Origin of the sequence: Sorangium sp. So ce834, assembly GCF_051521425.1 — a bacterium.
Classification (GTDB): Bacteria; Myxococcota_A; Polyangia; order Polyangiales; family Polyangiaceae; genus Sorangium; species Sorangium cellulosum_D.
In genome coordinates this window covers 9,283,297-9,304,075 of record NZ_CP150351.1, presented here as the reverse complement: position 1 = coordinate 9,304,075, position 20,779 = coordinate 9,283,297, and the positions used below count along the sequence as shown (strand labels likewise).

14 protein-coding genes are annotated in these 20,779 nt (G+C 73.0%); 10 read left to right on the top strand and 4 right to left on the bottom strand.

The features are described from left to right. Positions 1-6: 6 nt before the first annotated feature. The 3 genes from WMF20_RS33925 to WMF20_RS33915 form a co-directional block, all read right to left on the bottom strand. On the bottom strand, positions 7-2,655 hold the full coding sequence (locus WMF20_RS33925) for a TonB-dependent receptor domain-containing protein (RefSeq protein WP_437605982.1): 2,649 nt from the start codon (positions 2,653-2,655) through the stop codon (positions 7-9). 333 nt (positions 2,656-2,988) lie between these two features. Further along, the gene (locus WMF20_RS33920) at positions 2,989-4,875 is read right to left on the bottom strand and encodes a protein kinase domain-containing protein (RefSeq protein ID WP_437605981.1); all 1,887 of its coding nucleotides are present in this window, start codon (positions 4,873-4,875) and stop codon (positions 2,989-2,991) included. A 236-nt stretch (positions 4,876-5,111) separates the two neighbouring features. Further along, positions 5,112-6,299, bottom strand: a complete 1,188-nt coding sequence (locus tag WMF20_RS33915; protein WP_437605980.1) for a hypothetical protein — start codon at positions 6,297-6,299, stop codon at positions 5,112-5,114. Between the two features lie 397 nt (positions 6,300-6,696). Here WMF20_RS33915 and WMF20_RS33910 point away from each other — a divergent pair, with 397 nt between their 5' ends. Genes WMF20_RS33910 through WMF20_RS33900 form a run of 3 tightly spaced genes read left to right on the top strand, consistent with a single transcriptional unit; the run spans position 6,697 to position 10,866 of the window. Continuing rightward, positions 6,697-8,382 carry an FHA domain-containing serine/threonine-protein kinase gene (locus WMF20_RS33910; RefSeq protein ID WP_272826330.1) on the top strand — a complete coding sequence of 562 codons (1,686 nt, stop codon included), beginning with the start codon at positions 6,697-6,699 and terminating at the stop codon, positions 8,380-8,382. 15 nt (positions 8,383-8,397) lie between these two features. Beyond that, entirely contained in the window at positions 8,398-9,036 is a 639-nt protein-coding gene (locus WMF20_RS33905; RefSeq protein WP_129578223.1) for a hypothetical protein, read from the top strand. A 12-nt stretch (positions 9,037-9,048) separates the two neighbouring features. Further along, positions 9,049-10,866: a hypothetical protein gene (locus tag WMF20_RS33900; protein ID WP_437605979.1), complete on the top strand. Its 1,818-nt coding sequence runs from the start codon at positions 9,049-9,051 to the stop codon at positions 10,864-10,866. Positions 10,867-10,893: 27 nt separating this feature from the next. Here WMF20_RS33900 and WMF20_RS33895 read toward each other — a convergent pair whose 3' ends face one another. After that, on the bottom strand, positions 10,894-11,775 hold the full coding sequence (locus tag WMF20_RS33895) for an FG-GAP repeat domain-containing protein (protein WP_437605978.1): 882 nt from the start codon (positions 11,773-11,775) through the stop codon (positions 10,894-10,896). 112 nt (positions 11,776-11,887) lie between these two features. Here WMF20_RS33895 and WMF20_RS33890 point away from each other — a divergent pair, with 112 nt between their 5' ends. From WMF20_RS33890 to rbfA, 7 genes are all read left to right on the top strand, one after another. Next, on the top strand, positions 11,888-13,096 hold the full coding sequence (locus WMF20_RS33890; RefSeq protein ID WP_129578221.1) for a phosphoglycerate dehydrogenase: 1,209 nt from the start codon (positions 11,888-11,890) through the stop codon (positions 13,094-13,096). A gap of 296 nt (positions 13,097-13,392) precedes the next feature. Continuing rightward, the gene (rimP, locus tag WMF20_RS33885) at positions 13,393-14,025 is read left to right on the top strand and encodes a ribosome maturation factor RimP (protein ID WP_437605977.1); all 633 of its coding nucleotides are present in this window, start codon (positions 13,393-13,395) and stop codon (positions 14,023-14,025) included. A gap of 48 nt (positions 14,026-14,073) precedes the next feature. Continuing rightward, positions 14,074-15,699 carry a transcription termination factor NusA gene (gene nusA, locus WMF20_RS33880; RefSeq protein ID WP_275938176.1) on the top strand — a complete coding sequence of 542 codons (1,626 nt, stop codon included), beginning with the start codon at positions 14,074-14,076 and terminating at the stop codon, positions 15,697-15,699. Positions 15,700-15,738: 39 nt separating this feature from the next. Beyond that, the gene (locus WMF20_RS33875) at positions 15,739-16,890 is read left to right on the top strand and encodes a DUF448 domain-containing protein (protein ID WP_437605976.1); all 1,152 of its coding nucleotides are present in this window, start codon (positions 15,739-15,741) and stop codon (positions 16,888-16,890) included. Positions 16,891-16,905: 15 nt separating this feature from the next. Next, positions 16,906-20,004 (top strand): translation initiation factor IF-2, encoded by a 3,099-nt coding sequence (infB, locus tag WMF20_RS33870; RefSeq protein WP_437605975.1) that lies wholly within the window; start codon positions 16,906-16,908, stop codon positions 20,002-20,004. Between the two features lie 8 nt (positions 20,005-20,012). Further along, the gene (locus WMF20_RS33865; RefSeq protein WP_437605974.1) at positions 20,013-20,408 is read left to right on the top strand and encodes a DUF503 domain-containing protein; all 396 of its coding nucleotides are present in this window, start codon (positions 20,013-20,015) and stop codon (positions 20,406-20,408) included. Then, positions 20,405-20,779 carry a 30S ribosome-binding factor RbfA gene (rbfA, locus tag WMF20_RS33860; RefSeq protein ID WP_129578215.1) on the top strand — a complete coding sequence of 125 codons (375 nt, stop codon included), beginning with the start codon at positions 20,405-20,407 and terminating at the stop codon, positions 20,777-20,779. The genes WMF20_RS33865 and rbfA overlap by 4 nt, the downstream gene beginning before the upstream one ends.

The window sequence follows — 20,779 nt, the reverse complement described above, 5'->3', positions numbered from 1 at the left end:
AGGTGCCTAGAGCGAGTACCGGAAGAATCCCATGAAGCGCCGGCCGATGCGGTTGCCGAACGGGTGCATCTGCAGCGGCGCCTCGCCGAGGCCGTCGAGCGCGTTGAAGACGGTCGCGGAGATCTCGGCGCGGTTGTCGAGGAAGCGGTAGCCGAGGCGCGCGTTGAGCAGCGTGTACGCGGGCAGCGGGTAGACGGTGGTGGCGATGACCGTCCCCGCCGGGACCTGCTCGGCCCACGCCTGCGCGGACTGGTAGTGGAACGTGACCTCGCCGTCGACGCCGATCGGGGTGCGGACCTGGACGCCGGCGTTCACCTTGTGCTGGCTGGTGCGCTCGTCCTCGGGGGCGTTGCACCCGGCGGGGCGCTGCTGCTCCGACAGGTTGAGCGCGTAGTTGGCGAAGATGTCGAGCCCCTCGACGGGGTAGACGCGGCCGCCGAGCTCGCCGCCGACCACGTGGTAGACGTCGCACTGGTTCTCGAAGCCGCCGAAGCCGGACGTGTAGCGCCCCGTCTCCGGGTTCAGCCCCCCGACCCCCTGGGCGCGCTGCGAGAGCGTCATGCGCTGCGGCTCGGCGAGCACGATGAGATCGCTCACGCGGTTGTAGTACGCGGTGACCTCGAACTCGAAGTAATCGCTCTGCTGGTTCAGGTAGCTCGCCTCGGCGGTGATGATCTGCTCGGGGTCGATGATGAAATCGGACCGGACCGGCGGCCGCGTGGTCGAGAGGAGCTCGAGGCCGGGCAGCGCGAGCTGGATCGGCAGGTCGACGTAGGCCTCGAGCGACGTGGGCGAGCGGAACGCGGTCGAGCCGGAGAGGCGGATCGCCTGGCGGGCGGTCGGCTTGACGATGACGGAGCCGCGCGGCGACGGGATGAGCCGCTCCAGGTAAGGCACGTAGTCGAGCCTGCCGGAGGCGACCACCGTGACGCGCTCGCCGAGCTTCATCGAGTCCTGGAGGAACACCGAGCCGTGGTGCTCGATCGGCATGTCCCCGTCGAGGTAGCTCCAGTCGGTCGCCTTGAGCCGGTAGCCGAGGCCGATGTGGAAGTCGTGCACGACGGGCGCGGGCGCGCGGAGCGTCTTCGCGAACTCGAGCTCGGCGTTGACGATGTGCTGGCGCGGCCGCCCCGCGTACAGGGTGTGCCCGAGGTACGCGGCGTTGAGCAGCGAGTAGCCGTCGATGTACGAGTAGTACGTCCGCGCGTTGACGTTCTCGCCGCGGTACGCGACCGAGGCGTCGGTGTTGGCGGCCTCCAGGTTGTAGTCGTTGAACGGGCCGATGCCGTAGATGTCGAGCTCGCTCCGGGAGTAGCCGGCGCCCACCGCGAGCTCGCGGCGCGGCCCGAGCCGCTGCGAGGCCCGGAGATCGATGCGCACGTTCTGCGCGCCGAGATCCTGGCTCTGGCCGCTCGTCTCGAGGTCGATGCGGTCGCCCGAGACCTCGCGCGTCCACCGCGGATAGCGCGTGTAGCCCGCGGACAGGCGGTACGCGAAGTCGCCCTCGCGCGCCGAGGCCCACACCGAGCCGTAGCCCTGCTGGTGGTCGCCGTAGCCCGCGCGGAAGCCGCTCTTCCCGGCGCCGGGCTCGATCGTGATGATGTTGACGATGCCGGCGAACGCGTCGGCGCCGTAGAGCGCCGAGCCCGGGCCGCGCACCACCTCGATGCGCTCGATCTGATCCACGTCGATCGAGAGCGCCTCCCAGAAGGTCGAGCCGAGCACGTCGTTCTTGACCGTGCGCCCGTTCACGAGGACGAGGAGCTTGTTCGCGAGGCGGCTGTTGAAGCCGCGCATCGAGACGTTCTCGTCGCCGCCCGTGATCTGCATGACGTCCATGCCGGCGACGCGCCGGAGCAGCTCCGGGATGCGGGTCATGCCGGAGAGCCGGATGTCCTGGCGGGTGACGATGGTCGTCGAGTTCGGGGAGTCGAGCGGGCTCTGGGCGCCGCGCGACGCGGTGATCACGGTCTCCTGGTAGACGTCCTCGGTGCGGGCGGCGCCGACGATCCCCGCGGCGTCGACGTGCGCCGCCCTCGAGGCCGGCGCGGGCGTCGGCGCCGCGGCGGCGCCGGTCGGTGCCGCGGCTCCCGCGGGGGGCTGGGCGGTGGGGGGCTGGGCGGGCGCGTCGTCGGGGGCGGGCTGGGCGGGCGCCTGCGGCTCGGGCGCGGGCGCCCGCCTCGGCTCCGGGGCCGCCGCGGCGCGCTGCGCGGCGAGGCGCTGCTCCAGCTGCTCCACGATCCGCGTCACCTGGTCCCGGTCCGCGGGATCGCTCGCGAGGTACTCGCGGTACGCGGCGATCGCCTGCTCGATGTGGCCGGCCTCGGCGTGCGCGCGCGCGATGTTGAAGACGACGTTCGGGTGCGGGAGGATCTCGTTGGCCTTCTGGAGCTGCCGGATGCCCTCGTCGAACTGCTTCTGGGCGATGAGGTCCATGCCTGCCCGGAAGTGGAGGCGCGCCTCGGTGCGGGCGTCGGCGAGCGCGCCGCGCGCGGCGGTCGTCGCGCCGAGGGCGACGGCGCAGGCGAGGAGCCGCCGCGCGAGCGCCGCGCCGCTGCGCGGCCGCGCGGGGCGCGGCGGGCGGGCGTCGTGGGTCGGGGCGGGCGCCGGGGCGGCGCCGTTCCGGCCGTGCGAGCAGGAATCGGGAGACGACATGAGTTCGCCCTGTCCTCATCGGGGCCGGGGGCGCGACCGCGATCCTCCGGCGACAAAGGCCGGGCCGCGACGGCGATCCCGGCGAGAGCTCGGGAGCGCGGACGGCGCGGCTCCCCACATCACACCGAACACTTCATCGACGAGGGGAGCGCCCGGCGCGCCCCTCCCGCGAGCGCGAAGCCACTCTGGTCATGGCGAGCGGCTCTGGCCGCGAAGGCGCGGCGATTCTACCAGAGCGGCCGGCGCGCGTGCGCGCAGAGCGGCCGGCGCGCGTGCGCGCAGAGCGGCCGGCGCGCGTTCGCGCAGGGCGGCCGGCGCGCGTGCGCGCGCTCGTCAGTACGGGTTGCTCTTGTATGGATCCGCCTTCTGGACGTTCGCCCTGGGCTTGCTTGGGGCGCCCGGCGCCGCGATCGGGGCCGGATCGAGCCGCGCGCGCACCCTCTCCTCGGCGCCGGAGACGCGCACGAGCGCGGGGCGATAGCCCGTCTTCTCGAACACGAGCTCGTGCTCCGACGCGAGCGCGGCCGCCGTCCCGCGCCAGATGATCTCGCACGGCGTCTCGGCGCAGAGCTCCTTGTTGCCTTCCCGGACCGCCGCCCCGGGCGGCGTGCTCTCGACCTGCAGCGGGCGCGCCGCGGGCGCGGTCGCCGCCGGCGGCGCCTCGACCGGCGGCGTGCTCCCCGCGCCCTGCTCGCGCGCCGCGGCGCTCGTCTCTGCCGCCGGCGAGCGCGTCGTCATGACGGCGGCGACGCCGATCACGGCGGCGAGGGCCGCGGCGATCGCCCAGGGCACGAGCCGCCTGCCCGGGCTCGCGCCGGGCTGGGTCGACGAGAGCCCGTCGGGGTGCGGCGCCGGGCGCGCCCCCACCGGGTCGGCGCCCATCGAGTCGGTGCCCATCGAGTCGGTGCCCATCGAATCGGTGCCCATCGAATCGGTGCCCATCGAATCGGTGATCGACGGCGCGACGAACAGGGGCGCCGCCGGCGGCCGCAGCGCGCTGTCGGTGGCGACGGGGGCGGTCAAGGTGGCGGGCGAGCTCGTGGGAGGCGACGAGTTCGGCGTGGAGAGGCCGGAGATATCGCTCGTCGTCGAGTACGACGGCATCGGCGGATACGACGGCGCCGATGGGGACGACGGCGCCGATGGATACGACGGGGGCCGCGGATACGCCGGGAGCGACGGATACGACGGCGCCGACGGGCGGTGGCTCGCCGCGCCGGGCAGCATGGGCGCGGTCTCCCCGGTGTCCCGCGTGGAGATGCCCCCCGCGGCGAACTTGAGCGCGGCCAGGAGCTCGTTCATCGAGGAGAACCGCTGCGCCGGGTCCTTCTCCAGGCAGCGGTAGACGATCCCCTCCATCGTCTGAGAGATGGAAAGGCTCGGGTTGTGCGCCTGCATGGGCGGGACCGGGTCGTTGACGTGCGACATGAGCGTCCCGACGCTCGCGCCCTTGTCGAAGGGCACCTGGCCCGCCAGCATCTCGTACATCATCACGCCGAGCGCGTAGATATCGGTGCGCGCGGACACCCCGCTGCCGGCGATCTGCTCGGGCGCCATGTACTTGGGCGAGCCCATGAACAGGCCCTGTTGCGTCAGGTCCTCGCCGCTCTGGGTGTCCTTGACCAGCCCGAAATCGAGCACCTTCACGTGATCGTGCTCGTCCTCGTGGTCGACGAGCAGCACGTTGCCGGGCTTGAGATCGCGGTGCACGACGCCGAGCCCGTGCGCCTCGCGGAGCGACCGGCAGATCTGGCGGGCGATGTGCGCGGCGCGCGCCTCGGGGAACGGCCCTTCCTCGCGGAGCACGCGGTGGAGGGTCTTCCCCTCGATGTACTCCATCGCGATGTAGTAGATATCGTCGTCGCTCTGGCCGTAGTCGAACACGGTGACCGTGTTCGGGTGCGAGAGCTTCGCCGCGGTCGACGCCTCGAGGAAGAAGCGCCGGTGGAACTCGGGATCGTGATCGCCGTCGTACTTGGGGCTCAGCACCTTGAGGGCGCAGATGCGGCCGAGCGGCGCCTGCTCGGCCCTGTACACCTTGCCCATGCCGCCGCGCGCGATGACGCTGACGATCTTGAAGCGACCGTTGATGACACGCCCTAGCAGCGGGTCGGGCGCGGCAGACCTCGATCCCCTCGAGCTGCCGGTTACCTCTGGCTGTCGGCCATCAGGCATGTCGTGCCTCTCCTCGGGCAGCGTGAGGAGGTAAAGATTGGACACACAGCAGCCGCCTCGAAGTCAGTGTGACTGAGGCGACTCTGAGGTGTCAATCTGCAGTGTCACGATACGCGCAAGAAATGCGCGGAGATTGGTGCGCTGCCGTCCGGACGGCCGGTGAGCCGCGGCGCCGCGATGACGAGGCCGCGGCGCCGCGATGACGAGGCCGCGGCGCCGCGATGACGAGGCCGCGGCGCGGCGCGTGAGCGGCGCGGCGTGGCCCGCCCGAGGCGGGTGGCTCAGCGGCGGACGGCGACCGCGAACAGGAACCCGCCGTCCGGCAGGGGGCCGCCGATCCAGAGGCGGTTCGCGTCGTCGGTGAAGAGGGAGAGTTGCGTGCCCGCCGTGGCAAGCTCGACGAGCGGGGCCGGGGAGCCCTCGGCGCGCACGCGGCCGCCGTCGTCGCTGGTCGCGACGGCGACCGGCGCGAGCGCCTCGTAGGTCGCGGGGTCGCTCGGTTGAAAGACGACGACGCCCGGCGCGCCCTGCTCGGGCGCGAGGGCAGCGAGGCTCGTGCCGCTGCCCGGCAGCGAGAAGAGGACGTCGCCTTCCGTAGGCCCGGCGCCTCGCGCGATCGCCTCGGTCGCGAAGCCGCGCGCCTCTTGCGTTCCGTCTGCAGACGGGAGCACGGCGACCACGTTGCCGCGGAGGTCCGCGGCGACGGGGCCGGAGCTGTCGCCCCACGCCGCGACGGCGGCGGGCGCCGCGCAGCTCGCGTCGCCCTCGGGCACGAGCCGCGCGTCCTGCCCCGCCGCGCCGCAGCGGTCGGCCGCATAGAGGCCGTTCGCGCCCGCGGCGGGATCGCCGAGCGGCGACAGCCCGGTGTAGAGCAGGCGCCCCTCGACGGCGGCGGCCGCGAAGAAGCCGTTCACCTCGTAGCGCTCCGCCACCGCGCGCACCGCGCGATCCTCGATCAGGATCACCTCGCCGAGCGTGTCGGGGAACGCGCTGGTCCACGAGAGCGCCGTCCAGCCGAAGAAGGGCAGGTCCACGGCCTGTGCGCCGAGGAAGGCGCCGTCGGGGACGCCGGCGTCGATCGTCGTCGATGCCGCGGCGAGCTCCCCGTCCGCTCCCTCGGGCGGCGTGAGCCGCACGATCTCCGCCGCGCCGCCGGCGTCGCTCCGCGCGAACATCGGCCCGCCGTGCCGTCCCCACGTCACCGAGGCGAAGCCGATCTCCTCGTCGGTCGTGTAGACGGCGACGGCGCACCACGCGGGGTCGACCAGCGAGAAGGGCGCGCCGTGGGATCGCGCGTCCAGGCACCCGACGCTGTCCGCGCCGCCGCCCGACGCCGCGCCGGCGCTCCCGCCCGCGTCGTCGCCGCAGCCCACCGCGAACGCCGCCGCCGCCGCGCAGAGCGCCGCCGCGGCGAGGCGCGCTCTCCTCTGTTCCTGCTGCTCCTGCTCCATCCAGCCGTCCCAGCGCATCGGTCCTCCGAGGATCCGCGGCGCTGCGGTCCGGTGATCGCGTCCGTCCCGGGCTCCGGGCCGGCGGGGGCGCTGCGCCGGATCTCGGCTCCGCCGGCTCGCTGGCCCGGCGCGCCTCGCGGCGCCAGCGCCGGCGCGCGCGGCGGTCCCGCCGGGCTGGCCGAGCCGCGTAAACAAATCGGCGGCCATCGTCAAGAGATCCCGAAGAGATCCCGGCGCCCGGGGCGTCCGGAGGGGCGATCTCGGCACAAACCAGCGGGCTGGCGGCTGCCGCCGCGCTGCGTCCTGTCTGTTCCCTAGAACGACCGTTGCGCTCGACGTTCAGATGGACGACGCTGTGCGCCGCAGCCGGTGTCGGGCACGCTCCGGTTCGCGCTCCTTTCATCCACCGCGGGCCGTGACCAAGACACCCCCTCCTCCCATCACTGCCGGAACGGTCATCAACGATCGTTACGACATCCGTCAGAGCCTCGGTAAGGGCGGCATGGGCGAGGTCTTCCTAGCCTTCGATCGCTCGACGCAGCAGACCGTGGCGCTCAAGGTGGTCCGCGAAGAGTCGCGCATGCCGGGCGACGACGAGGCGCTCCGCCAGGAGCTGCTCCTCGCGCGCTCGGTCGGCCACCCGAACGTCTGCCGCGTGCACGACCTCGCGCCGAGCCCGTGGGGCCCCATCCTCGTGATGGAGCAGATCCCCGGGCAGACGCTCCACACGCACATCCGCAAGCGCAAGGCCCAGGGCGGCTACACGGCGGACGAGTTCCGCAAGATCGCGAGCGAGGTGTGCAACGGGCTCGCGGCCATCCACGCGCAGGGCCTCGTGCACGGCGACCTGAAGCCCGGCAACGTGATGGTCTCCGAGGGCCGCGCGGTGATCCTCGACTTCGGCTTCGCGCAGGAGCGCGCGCGCGCCTCGGCGCGCCGCCCCGGCGCGCCGCCCGACGGCGGCACGCCGAACTACATGTCTCCCGAGCGGCTGCGCAACGGCGGCGCGAGCCCCGAGGACGACGTGTACGCGATGGCCCTGACGCTCTGGGAGATGTGGACCTGCCGCGTCCCCGAGCCCGGCTACAAGCCGCGGCTCAAGACGATGAAGCAGCAGATCATGTTCGACGTCCCCGCGGGCCTGTCGATCGACGAGGTGCGGCAGATCTTCCGCGGCCTCAACGAGGACCCGTCGATGCGGCCGCAGGCGCGGCACATGCGCTTCTTCAACCCGTCGCAGCTCACGACGAGCCCGATCCAGCTGCCGCGCGAGCGCCTCGACCCGGGCCCGCCGCCGGGCGGCGCCTTGAAGCTGAACTTCACCCCCGGCGCGCAGTCGCTGCTCGTGACGTACGCGACGAACGCGCCGGAGATCGTCGGCACGCTGCTCCCGCTGCACGACACGAAGCTCGCGCTCGGCCGGCGCAGCGATCAGAGCCTGTGCGTGCCCGAGGCGACCGTCTCGGGGGCGCACGCGATCTTGAAGTGGCAGACGGGCTCGTGGCTCATCGAGGATCAGGGCAGCACGAACGGCACCTACGCGGACTTCAACTACGAGCGCAAGTCGCAGGTCTCGCTGCTGCACGGCGGCGAGGTGCAGGTCGGCGAGTGCCGGATGAAGCTCGTGACGTTCGGCCCGGACTCGCCGCAGCACCGGCGCGCCAAGCAGTACCTCGCGAAGCGCGACGGCCTCACCGGCCTGCTCGTGCGCGAGCACCTGATGAAGGCGATCGACGAGGATGGCCTGTTCGCCGACTGGGCCGAGGTGCCGATGCAGGTCGCGCGCTACGAGCTGCGCGGGCCGAACCGCCAGGTCAGCGAGCGCCCGACCATCCTGGAGATGCTCGCCCTCCGCAAGGCGGCGCAGCGGGTGATCGATCTGACCGAGATGCTCCTGCTCAGCCTCACGCCCGCCGTGGCGGGGCGGACGGGGCCGCTCAAGTTCGTGGTCTCGATCGTGGGTCCGAGCATCGACGAGGCGCGCCACGTGGTCGAGCAGGTGGTCGCGCAGGTTCAGGGGATGCTCCCCGAGACGCTCGAGCTCGGCGCGACGCTGGTGAAGGGCGAGCCCGGGCGCCCTGCGCGGACGCTCATCGATTGAACCTGAACGCGTCCGATGAACAGCCGGCCTCCGTTCCCGTCCAGCCCGCCGTCTCAGCCCTCGCCGTACCGATACCTCGGCCGCGGCGGCGGCGAGCGCCCCGTGCGGCTCCAGATCATCATCGCGCTCGTCGCGGGGCTCATCGTCGTCGCGGTGCCGCTCTACCTCTGGCGCCGCCCGAAGCCTGAGTCGATCCCGTCCGCGGACGCCGCGACGGCCGACGCCGGCGCTTACGCCTGGGACGCGGGCGCGCTCGCCGACGCCGGCGCCCACGTGGACGAAGGCGTCACGCTCTCGCCGTTCACCACGATCAAGTGCGAGAACCCCGGCCCGGGCACCACGCCGCCCGAGCGCTGCGATCACGTCACCTTCTTCGAGGATGCGCTCGCGCGCGCGATCCGCGACAACGTGCAGTGCGCCCCGTCCGGCAAGACGAGCATCACGGTGAGCTACGTCCTCGAGATGGACTTCCGCCGCAAGCGCACGAACCTCTACGCGGGCAAGTCGACGACGGTGAACCGCGCGAAGACGAAGGAGCTGCTCCGCTGCGTGAAGCGCGCGATGCCGACGCCCGACTGGGGGACGATCCCGCACCAGTACGTGAAGTACAAGATCAACGTCATGGCGACGTACCCTGCCAACGAGTCCTACTGAGGCGAGCGGCGCGTGCGGTGCGCATCGATCGTGCTGATGCGCTGCGCGCCTTCGCTCCTCGGCGCGCTCCTCGCGACCGCGGCGCACGCGCAGCAGAGCGCGCCGGCCGCTGACGCCGCGCCTCGGCAGATCGAGGGCTACTCGAGCTACGAGCGCGCCACGATCGAGCGCACCCTGGCGCGGCTCGGCGCGACGCTCGATCCCGCGCCCGATGGCAAGATCGTCGAGGGGATCGACGTGGTCCCGTTCGAGGTGATCGAGGACCGCGATCCCGCTCCGTCCTTCCTGAACTGGTTCCACGTGCTCTCGCGGCCGTACGTCATCCGGCGCGAGGTGCTGCTCGCGGTCGGGCGCCCCTACGAGCAGGCGCTCGCCGACGAGTCCGCGCGCAACCTGCGCGGCCTGAGCCAGGTGTCGCTCGTCCTCATCTTCGCCGTGCGGGGCAGCGCGCCGGGTCGGGTGCGGGTCGCGGTCGCCACCAAGGACGTCTGGAGCCTGCGCCTCAACTCGAACTACCGCTTCGCCGGGGGGAAGCTCGAGTACCTCTTCCTGCAGCCCGCCGAGACGAACCTGTTCGGCATCCACCACGCCGTCGCGGCGCAGCTCACGCTCGATCCCGGCGCGCTCTCGCTCGGCGTCGCCTACGCGATGCCGCGCATCGGGGGCAGCCACGTGCGGCTGCGGACCGAGCTGAACGCGATCGTCGCGCGGGAGACCGGCGCGCTCGAGGGCTCGAGCGGCACGTTCGTGTACGGGCAGCCGCTCTACGCGACCGAGGCCGAGTGGGCCTGGGACGCCGAGATCTCGTGGCGCGACGAGGTGACGCGCCGCTTCATCGGCACGAAGCTCGCCACCTTCGACGCGAAGGCCACGCCGGACGACGATGGCGTCCCGTACCGCTACCGCAGCGATATCCTGGTGGGCAGCTACGCCGTCACGCGCAGCTTCGGCAGCCGCGGCGGCGCCGGCTCCACCGTGAAGCACGACTTCTCGGTGGGCATCGAGGCGAGCCGCAGGGTCTACCGCCTCGACGCGCCCGCGGGCATCGCGCCGGCCGCGATCGCCGAGTTCGAGGCGAGCCAGATGCCGGTGAGCGACACCCGCGTCGCGCCCACGTTCAAGTACTCCACGTACTCGACCCGCTTCTCGCGCGTGCTCGACTTCAACACGCTCGCGCTGCAGGAGGATTACCGCCTCGGGCACGAGCTCTCGATCCTGATCTACCCGGTCACGACCGCGCTCAACTCCACCCGGAGCTTCCTCGGGGTCTCCGCCGCGGCGGCGTACACCGTCGCGCTCGGCGACGGCCTCGCGCGCGCGGTGGTCAAGACGATCACCGAGTTCGACCGCTCCCAGATCTTCGACGCCTCGATCGAGGCGCGCGCGCGCGTGCACACGCCGAGCTTCGGCCTCGGGCGGCTCGTGTTCGACGTGCGGCTGCTCGACCGCTACCGGAACTACCTCAACCGGAGGTCGCAGCTCGGCGGCGACACCCGCCTGCGCGGGTACCCGACGGCGGCGTTCATCGGCGAGGACGTGCTCTCCGCGAACCTGGAGCTCCGCTCGCGCCCGGTCGAGATCTGGTCGTGCCAGATCGCGGGCGCCGCCTTCTTCGACGCCGGCGACGCGTTCGACGGCTACGGCGAGCTGCGCCTCAAGCAGTCGGCGGGCTTCGGGCTCCGGGCCCTCTTCCCGCAGCTCAACCGCGTCGTCATGCGCGCCGACTGGGGCTTCCCGCTCACGCGCGGCTACCGGGAGCCCGATTCGCTCCCGGGCGACATCCTCGTCACCTTCGGTCAGGCGTTTCCGATGCTCCCTGCGGACGAGTAGGCGCGCCGCGGCCGCGCCGCCCGGCCCCTACCGCGCCGGCGCGCTCCCCGGGGCCGCCGGCGCCGCGCCCGTCACCCGCGCGCGGTGGGCCGCGAACGCCTCCCGGAGCGCGGGCGGCACCGGCTCCCGGTCGAGCGCCGCGAGCGCGTCGGCCGCCGGCCTGCCCGCGAGCAGCGCGTGCCAGGCCCGCTCGAGCGCGCCCCTGAGCCGCGCGGCGTCGTCCTTCTCCGGCTCCTTCGGCCTGCCCTGGCCGCCCGCGTCCGCGCCCGAGCCTCCCGCGCGCGCCGCGTGGAACGACCGCGCCGCGCCGCCGCGGTGCGTGTAGCGACCGCCCTCGAAGCCCGCGACGTCGAGGAGATCCGGCGCGATGGGATCCCCCTCGGTCACCGGGACCCTACCGGCGAGCTCCAGCGTGCCGTCGTGGTCGACGTCGAGCGCGAACCGCGGCGGCGCCGCGAGCTCGACGGCGTACCTGGCCGCGCCGAACGGCTGCACGGCCCAGATCTCCAGCGCGCCCGCCTCGTTCCTGAGCACCACGTCCGGCGCGCCGTCGCGGTTGAGATCGGTCCCGGAGCGGAACGCCCCGAGCTGCTCGGTCGCGTCCGGCTCCGAGCCCGGGGGGAGCGACGGTACCAGCTGGGTCGCCTGGCTGCGGTCCGCGCGCGCGCTGTCGAGGGGCCCTGCGGCCATGACCACGCCGCGCGGGGTCGCCACGCGGACCGCCGAGGTGCGGCGCCCGATCGCGTCGGTCCCGCCGTAGCCGCGCAGCACCACCTCGCCCCCCCGGCGCGGGAGCGCGCCGCGGAGCTCGACCTCGAGCGTCAGCCCGAGCTCGGCGGCCTCCGCGTCGATGGCGCGCAGGTGGGCGTCGAGGTCCGGGGGCGCGACGTACGCGGCGAGGGGCGGCATGCGCGCGGCGCCCCAGGGAGAAACCTGATGATCGCTCGCGCAGGCGGCAACGCAGGCGGCGATCAGAACGCACGCCGTCAGCGAGAGCTTTTCTGTTACCGTTCCCTTCCGCATGCGCCTGCTAGTCGCCGACAAGATGGACCTCTCGGCTCTGGAAGAGCTCAAGGTGCTCGGGATCCAGATCGAGTCCCGGCCGGAGCTCACCAGGGACACCCTGCCGGCGGCCCTGGACGGGGTCGGCATTCTGGTCGTTCGCTCGACGGAGGTCACGGCGAAGGCGATCGAGGCTGGACGGCAGCTCAACCTGATCGTGCGGGCCGGGGTCGGCGTGGGGACGATCGACGTGGCGGCGGCGAGCGCGCGCGGCATCTACGTGGCGAACTGTCCCGGCAAGAACGCGACCGCCGTCGCGGAGCTGACGATGGCGTTCATCCTCGCGCTCGATCGCCGCCTCGTCGACGCGACGTCCGAGCTCCGGGCCGGCCGCTGGGAGAAGACGAAGTACTCGGCGGCCCGCGGCCTGTTCGGCCGGCGGATCGGGATCGCGGGGCTCGGCGCGATCGGCCGCGAGGTGCTGCTGCGCGCCCGCGCCTTCGGCCTCGAGCCGCACGCCTGGTCGCGCTCGCTGACGCCGGGCCGCGCCGCCAAGCTCGACGTCAGCTACGCCCGGACCCTTGAGGAGCTGGCCGCCCGCTCGGACATCTTCACGATCCACCTGACGGCCACCCCGCAGACGCGCGGCATCGTCGGCCGGAGCGTGCTCGAGGCGCTCCCCGACGGCGCCATCGTCGTGAACGCCGCGCGCCCCGAGGTCCTCGACTACGCCGCGCTGGAGGAGCTCATCCCGCGCAAGGGGCTGCGGGTCGGCCTCGACGTCTTCGCCAGCGAGCCCGACAAGGGCTCGGCGCCGTTCGAGTCGCACCTCCTCGGGCGGGGGCTCGTCTACGCGACCCCGCACATCGGCGCGCAGACCGAGCAGGCCCAGCGCGCGGTCGCCCTCGAGACGGCCCGGATCATCCGCGCCTTCTTGACGGAGGCGGACCTGCCCAACGTGGTCAACATCTGCGCGACCTCGCCCGCTCGCTACGCGGTCGTCGTCCGGATGCTGGACAAGGTCGGCGTGCTCGCGAACACGCTCAGCGTCATGAAACGCCACGGGATCAACATCGAGGAGATCTCGAATACGGTCTTCGAGGGGGCCACTGCCACGTGCACGAAGATGCGGGTCACCGGCCGGCCGAGCGAAGCCTGCCTGAAGGAGATCGCGGCGTTCGAGGAGGTCCTGCACGTGGATATCGTCGCGCTGCCGAATCTGGCGTAAGGCGGCCCGCCTCCCGGCGGTGACGCGGCGCGGCCCGGACGCGGGCGACGCGGGGAAAAACCGGCGGGGAGATCCCCGGCCATGCAGGAGCGGTTTGCCCGTATCCCCCCTTGCATGAAGGCCCGCATTCGACTAGGTTGTCCGCCGACAACTAGGCGGATCCGCGAGCCGGATTCCCAGTTCGGGAATCGGCTCTTTTTTTTTGGCGCAGGGGCGCCGGGCACCGTCGCTCGGGGTTCATGGCGCCGGAAGGTCCCGGATCCGCCGAGGGTGACGTCTCTCACATGCCGCAACCGATGGAGCCTACGACCAGAGCCGCGTTCGATCTCGGCCGCGTTCGCGACGCGGTCGCGCCGGTGCTCGCCTCGCACGGGGTCACGCTCGTCGACCTGGAGTGGACGACCGAGCGGGCGGGCTGGACGCTGCGAGTCACGATCGAGCGCGAGGGGGCGGCCGACGTGGGCGGCGGCGTCACGCTGGACGACTGCGCGGACGTGTCGCGCGACGTCTCGTCGGTCCTCGACGTCGAGGATCTCATCCCCAACCATTACAACCTCGAGGTCAGCTCTCCTGGCCTCGACCGGCGGCTGCGGACCCCTGCCGAGTTCGCCCGTTTCCTCGGCAAGGCGGCCAAGGTGAAGCTGTCGCGGCCCGCGCCGGACGGCCAGCGGCTGCTCCGGGGCGAGCTCCTTCAGGCTCCTGAGGGGCAGGTCGCGGTCCTGGTCGACGGCAAGCGGATCGAGGTGCCGGTTTCGGATGTCGTGGAGGCGCGCCTCGTCTTCGAGCTCACGACGCAGCCCAAGCCCAAGAAGGGGCAGCGGCACGGCAAGGAGACCGCTAAGGAGTCGGGGCAGGCCAAGCGGTCCGCGGGGGCGGCTCCGGGACCGTCCTCCGGGCGGAGCGAGCGCGGCTCCGAGAAGCGCAAGTAGAGAGAAGAAAGATCAGGAGACAGGGACGTCATGGCAACGATGGCAGCGATGCCGACCTCGGAGACGAGCCTCGGCAGCATCCTCGATCAGGTCGCGAAGGAGAAGGGGATCGACAAGAAGATCCTTGTCGAGACGATCGAGGCCGCGATCTTGAAGGCCGCGCAGAGCGTCTTCGGCCCGACCCGCGAGCTCGAGGCGCGCTTCAACGAGGACACCGGGCAGATCGATCTCTTCCAGTACATGACCGTGGTCGAGGCCGTGACGGAGCCGGAGCGCGAGATCTCCATCACCGACGTGAACAAGCTCAAGCTGGACGCGACCCTGGGCGAGGAGCTCGGCTTCCAGGTCTTCTGGCGCCCTGAGGACGCGGAGAAGGCGCGCGATCAGGACAAGGAGTACGGCGACATCCTGAAGCTCAAGCACGGCCGCACGACCTTCGGGCGCATCGCCGCGCAGACGGCGAAGCAGGTCCTGCTCCAGCGCGTGCGCGACGCCGAGCGCGATCTCATCTTCAACGAGTACAAGGATCGCAAGGGAGAGCTCATCCGCGGCATCGTGCGGCGGTTCGAGAAGGGCAACAACATCATCGTCGACATCGGCCGCACCGAGGGGGTGCTCACGTTCCGCGAGCAGACGCCGCGCGAGACGTACCGGCCGGGGGACCGCATCGTCGCGTACGTGAAGGACATCGATCGCGAGGCGCGCGGGCCGCAGGTCATCCTCTCCCGCTCCGACCCCCGGCTCGTCGAGAAGCTCTTCGAGGCCGAGGTCCCCGAGATCTACGAGGGCATCGTGCGGATCGTGTCGGTCGCCCGCGAGCCGGGCGCCCGCTCCAAGATCGCGGTGACGAGCCGCGACGCGGACGTCGACCCGGTGGGCGCGTGCGTGGGCATGAAGGGCTCGCGCGTGCAGGCCGTGGTCCAGGAGCTCCGCGGCGAGAAGATCGACATCGTGCCGTTCGACCGGGATCCGGCGCGCTACGTCATCGCCGCGATCCAGCCGGCCGAGGTGCACAAGGTCATCGTCGACGAGGCCGACGGGCGCATGGAGCTCGTGGTCCCGGACGAGAAGCTGTCGCTCGCGATCGGGCGCAAGGGCCAGAACGTGCGGCTCGCCGCGCAGCTGACCAACTGGAAGCTCGACATCATCAGCGAGACGAAGTTCAAGCAGATGGAGGAGGAGGCGATCTCCGCCCTCCAGCAGATCGACGGCGTGACCGAGCAGATCGCCAAGTCCATGTACCGCCTCGGCTTCCGGGCGCTGGAGGAGGTGAGCGAGGCGTCGGTCGAGGAGCTCGCCGCGATCCCGGGCCTCGGCGGCGCCGAGGCCGCCGAGCGCATCAAGTCGCAGGCGGACACGACGATGGAGCGGCTGCGGCAGGAGCGCATCCGCTCCGCGAGCTCGCGCACCGAGCCGCTCACCGACCGCGAGCGGCTGATGTTCATCCGCGGCGTCGGCGAGCGGACGGTGGTGCTGCTGGAGGAGGCCGGGTACCGCAGCGTGGAGGACGTGCTGCGGGAGGACGAGGATCGGCTGGCGATCCGCACCGGCCTCGGCATCAAGAAGGCCCGCGCCATCAAGCAGGGCGCGCGGGACTTCGTCGAGAGCGAGCAGAAGGTGCTCGATGCAGCGCGGGCGGACATCCGTCGCGCGGCGGAGGCGAGGCACGCGTAAGGAGTGGGGCAGCGCAGAGGGCCAAGGATGGAATCGACGGTGAGCAGACAGAGCGACGCGGGTGAGCGCGAGCCCTTCGAGAAGGGGCGGGTGCGCACGTGCGTCGGCTGCGGGGAGCGCGTCGGCGTCGAGGACGCCCGTGGCGCCCGTCCGCTCGTCCGGCTCATCCTCGGCCCCGGCGGCGTGATCGCGGTCGATCCGGGCGACGGCGGGTTCGGGCGGGGCGCGCACGTGCATCCGCAGCGGGACTGCCTGGCGGCCGCGGTCGCCCGGGGCCTCGCCCGTGCGGCGAAGGGGCGGGTCCACGCGATCGTCGGGGCCGCCGGCCCGGGCGGCACGGGCGAGGAGCGCGCCGGCGAGCCGGCCGCCCCCGGGCCGGAGCCGCTCACGACCATCTCGCTGGCGCGGGCGATCCGGGAGGCGACGGAGCGACGGCTCCAGGGGCTCATCCGCGCGGCCGTCCGCTCCCAGGGCGTGGCGGTCGGCGCCGACGCGGTCGTCGGGTCGTGCCAGCGGGGCGAGGCCGCGCTCGTGCTGGTCGCGTGCGACGCGGCGGCGGGCGCGGATCTGCCGGAGGTGCGGCGGGCGATCGCCGAGGGGCGCGCCGTCGCATGGGGCAGCAAGCAGGTGCTCGGCTCCCTGGCGGGCGGCCCGCGCGAGCGCGGCGTGGCGGTGATGGCGATCTCCTCGCCCTCGATCGCCGCCGCCGTCGCGCACGCAGCGCACGTCGTGGACACCTGCGCCCGCATCGAGCGCGGCGAGGGGGCCGCGGAGGGCGGGCGCGGCGGCTCCGGTCGGAAGGGGCGGCCCTCGCGCAACGCGGCTGCCCGATCCGAGGAGGGCGGGAGCCCCGAGCCGCAGAAGGCTGCGCCCGGCCCTGCCGGCCCGCCGCCCCGCCGTGGGCCGGGGAGGGCGGGGGTGGACGTCGAGCACCCCAGGCCTTCCGCTCGGCCGGCGTCCGAGGGGGGCGGGGGACAACCTGGCAGCCCGACGGGCGAGCTTGCTGGCCGCGAGGCGCGGTTGGCGTCAGAGAGTGGGTCCGGTCGGCTTCTTGCTACTGCGCCGGGGACCGGGGAAGGCGGCGCGGTCGGGGGCAGGGCGGCGATGTCCGGTTCTACCGGACGCGCCTCGACGGTGGACAGAGTGGCCGCAAATCGTCGCCCGCGCGGATGGGTGAGGCGGATTGGTTAACGTGGAGCGAGGTGCATGAGCAAAGTCCGGGTCTACGAGGTCGCCAAGCAGTTGAACATGGACCAGAAGACGCTGGTCGCGCTCTTCCAGTCCATGGGTATAGGCGACGTGCGCAACCACATGAGCGCCGTCGAGTCCGACGTCGTCGAGCGGGTTAAGCGGCACCTCGAGCGGCAGAAGTCGCCTGAGGTGGTGGAGGAGCGGATCCGTCCGACCGTCGTGAAGCGCCGCGCCCGGCCCGGGGCTGAGCCCGAGCCGGCCGAGGCGCCCGTGCGCGCCGCTCCGGAGCCGGCGCCCTCTCGGCCTGTGGCGGCGTCCGCTCCGGCTTCGCCGCCGCCCGAGCGCGCTGCCCAGGAAGAAGCGCCGGTCCATCGCCCCGCTCCGCCGCCCGCCGCTCCCGTCGCAGCGCCCCCGGCGCCGGCTCCCGAGCCGGTGGTCGCCGCGGCCCCGCGCGAGCCTGCGCCCGCGCCCAGCGCGCCTGCTCCGGAAGCGCCGCCCGTTGCGGCTGCGCCCCCCGCGCCGGCAGCGCCGCCGCCCCCGGCGGCTCCCGCTCCCGCAGCACCCGCGCCTGCCGCGGCGTCCGCGCCCGCGCCCGCGGAGGAGACGAAGGTGACCTCGCCCGAGCCGAAGCCCGCTCCGCCCGCCGCCGCAGCGGCGCCCGCCGCAACGGCGCCCGCCGCCGCCCCGCCCGCGCCCACCGCGGCGCCCGCGCCCGCCGCGGCTGCTCCCGCGGCGCCTGCGCCGGCTCCGGCGCAAGCGGTCGCTCCCGCGGCGCCCGCCGCGCCGGCCCCGGCGCAGGCGGCTGCGCCCGCGCCGGCCCCGGCGAAGCCCGCGGCTGCCGCAGCGCCCGCTCCGGCCCGGCCGCAGGCTGCGCCCTCGACGCCGGCGCCCGCTCCGGCGCAGGGGGCCTCTCGGCCGACGCAGCCGCCCCCCGCGGGGCAGCGGCCGGGGGCTCCGGCGCAACCGGCGGCGTCCGCGGCCCGCCCCGGCGCGCGGCCGACGCAGCCGCCGGCGCCCGCGACCGCGGCCAAGCCGGAGGAGGCGGCGCCCGCGAACCAGGCGCCGCGCCGCCCGTCGTCGCCGCCGAAGACCGGCATCGAGGTGTGGCAGGGGCGCCCCGGCGTCACGATGCCCGCCGCCCGCACCGGCACGCCGCCGGCGCGGCGCACGACCTACGATCCGCGCGCCAACGCCCAGCAGGCGCGCCCCGGCGGCCCCAGCTTCGGTCCGGGCGGCCGGTCCATGCCCGGCGGCCGGAACGCTCGCCCGGGGACCTTCGGGCGGCAGCGCCCGGGCGGCGCCCTGCCGCGCAAGCCGGTCCAGGTCTCCACGCAGGAGATGGCCTCGCACAAGAAGGTCATCAAGATCGAGGAGCAGGTCACCCTCCAGCAGCTCGCCGCGAAGATGAGCCTGAAGGCCACCGACGTGCTCATGCGGCTCCTGTCGATGGGCATGACGGGCGTGAACATCAACAGCACGCTCGACGCCGACACGGCGAAGATCCTCGCGAGCGAGTTCGGCTGGAGCGTCGAGGACGTGGCCGTCAGCGAGCAGGACACGCTGACCGCGGCGATGCAGGCCGGGGTCGACGCCGACGAGGACGTCGAGATCCGTCCGCCCATCGTCACCGTCATGGGCCACGTCGACCACGGCAAGACGTCGCTGCTCGACCGGATCCGGAAGGCCACCGTCGCCGAGGGCGAGGCGGGCGGGATCACCCAGCACATCGGCGCTTACCGCGTCGAGACGCAGCGGGGCACGATCGCCTTCCTCGACACGCCGGGCCACGAGGCGTTCACGGCGATGCGCGCCCGCGGCGCGTCGCTGACCGACATCGTGATCCTGGTGGTCGCCGCCGACGACGGCGTGATGCCCCAGACCAAGGAGGCGATCTCGCACGCCCAGGCCGCGAAGGTGCCGATCATCGTCGCGGTCAACAAGATCGACAAGCCGGGCGCCGACGCGGACAAGATCAAGCGCGACCTCGCGGCGCTCGGGCTGCAGCCCGAGGAGTGGGGCGGCGAGACGATGTTCTGCAGCGTGTCGGCGAAGATGGGGCAGGGCATCGACCAGCTCCTCGAGTCGGTCCTGCTCCTCGCCGAGGTCCAGGACCTCCGCGCCAACCCGAAGAAGCGCGCCAGCGGCACCGTCATCGAGGCGCTGCTCGATCGCGGCCGCGGCCCGGTCGCGCGCGTCATGGTCCAGGACGGCACGCTCCGCACGGGCGACATCCTCCTGGCCGGCGCCGCGTGGGGCAAGGTCCGGGCGATGACCGACGAGCTCGGGCGCTCCGTCGCCGAGGCCGGCCCCGCGACGCCCGTCGAGGTCCTCGGCCTCAACGAGGTGCCGAGCGCGGGCGATCCCGTCCACGCCGTCAAGGACGGGAAGACCGCGGAGGAGATCGCCGAGACCCGCCGCAAGAAGGCGTCGAAGACGCTGATCCCGCAGGACTCGCGCGTCTCGCTCGAGTCGATCACGAAGAACCTGCAGGAGGCCGATCAGCTCGAGCTCAAGCTGATCATCAAGGGCGACGTGCAGGGCTCGGTCGAGGCGATCACCCACGCGCTGGCGAAGCTCTCGACCGAGAAGGTGAAGGTCACCATCGTGAACGGCGCCGTCGGCGGCATCACGGAGGGCGACGTCAACCTGGCGGTCGCGTCGAAGGCGATCATCGTCGGCTTCAACGTCCGGCCTGCCGGCAAGGCGGGCGCGCTGGCCGAGAACGAGGGCGTCGAGATCCGGCTCTACAACATCATCTACAACGCCGTCGACGACATCCGGAGCGCGATGGAGGGTCTCCTCCCCGCGACGAAGGTGGAGAAGGTCCTCGGCCGCGCCGAGGTCCGCCAGGTCTTCAAGATCACGAAGGCGGGCACGGTCGCCGGCTCGATGGTGATCAGCGGCTCGGTGAAGCGCAGCGGCGAGGCGCGCCTGATCCGGGACAACGTCGTCATCTGGACGGGGCGCCTCTCGGGGCTGCGCCGCTTCAAGGACGACGTGAAAGAGGTGGTCGAGGGGTTCGAGTGCGGTATCTCGCTCGACGGCTACTCGGACATCAAGGAGAAGGACATCGTCGAGAGCTTCGAGATCGAAGAGGTCAAGACGAAGCTCTGAGCCCGTAGATGTTCGTCGGCGTCCTCCGTCTCCGCCTCGATATCGTCGGGGCCCGCTCCCTCAAGGACAAGCGCAGCGTGGTGCGCTCCTTGAAGGAGCGGGCGCAGAGCCGGATGCGCGTGTCGATCGCGGAGGTCGGCGTGCTCGACGATCCGCGGCGGGCGACGCTCGGCGTCGCGGTCGTCTCGAACTCGGCGGCCATGTGCGACCGGGTCCTCGCGGACGTGGCCGCGATGGCCGGGTCGCTGCCCCACGCCGTCCTCACCGACCGGGCGACCGAGATCGTGCCGTTCGGCGAGGGGGGAGCGGGGGTGCAGGGCGGCATCGAGCAGGCGCTCGGCCGCGAGGATGAGGATCTGGGAGCGGCCTCGGACAGGTTCGAGGACGCAGAGGACGACGAATGAGCGGCACGGTGAAGCGGGCGACGCGGGTCGCCGAACGGCTCCGCGAGGACCTGTCCAACCTGCTCCGGGAGCTGCGCGATCCGCGGATCGTCGGGGTGCTCGTGTCGCGCGTGGAGATCACCGACGACCTGCAGAGCGCGAAGGTCCACGTGCGCCACGAGTTCGGGGCGGAGGACGCGGCGTCGCGCCGCGCCCTGCTCAAGGGGCTGGACGCGGCGTCCGGCCGGCTGCGCAGGGACGTCGCCCGCACCATGGGCCTGCGCGTGGTGCCGACGCTGCGGTTCTTCTACGACGAGGGCCCCGACGCCGAGCGGCGGATCGAGGAGCTGCTCCGGGAGATCAAGGACGACGCGGGCGACGGCCGCTCGTAG

What these genes read in the sequence shown, in the direction of transcription:
- WMF20_RS33925 (WP_437605982.1), bottom strand. Translation starts at nt 2,655, where the DNA reads ATGTCGTCTCCCGATTCCTGCTCGCACGGCCGGAACGGCGCCGCCCCG.
- WMF20_RS33915 (WP_437605980.1), bottom strand. Translation starts at nt 6,299, where the DNA reads ATGCGCTGGGACGGCTGGATGGAGCAGGAGCAGCAGGAACAGAGGAGA.
- WMF20_RS33905 (WP_129578223.1), top strand. Translation starts at nt 8,398, where the DNA reads ATGAACAGCCGGCCTCCGTTCCCGTCCAGCCCGCCGTCTCAGCCCTCG.
- WMF20_RS33895 (WP_437605978.1), bottom strand. Translation starts at nt 11,775, where the DNA reads ATGCCGCCCCTCGCCGCGTACGTCGCGCCCCCGGACCTCGACGCCCAC.
- WMF20_RS33890 (WP_129578221.1), top strand. Translation starts at nt 11,888, where the DNA reads ATGCGCCTGCTAGTCGCCGACAAGATGGACCTCTCGGCTCTGGAAGAG.
- rimP (WP_437605977.1), top strand. Translation starts at nt 13,393, where the DNA reads ATGGAGCCTACGACCAGAGCCGCGTTCGATCTCGGCCGCGTTCGCGAC.
- nusA (WP_275938176.1), top strand. Translation starts at nt 14,074, where the DNA reads ATGCCGACCTCGGAGACGAGCCTCGGCAGCATCCTCGATCAGGTCGCG.
- infB (WP_437605975.1), top strand. Translation starts at nt 16,906, where the DNA reads ATGAGCAAAGTCCGGGTCTACGAGGTCGCCAAGCAGTTGAACATGGAC.
- WMF20_RS33865 (WP_437605974.1), top strand. Translation starts at nt 20,013, where the DNA reads ATGTTCGTCGGCGTCCTCCGTCTCCGCCTCGATATCGTCGGGGCCCGC.
- rbfA (WP_129578215.1), top strand. Translation starts at nt 20,405, where the DNA reads ATGAGCGGCACGGTGAAGCGGGCGACGCGGGTCGCCGAACGGCTCCGC.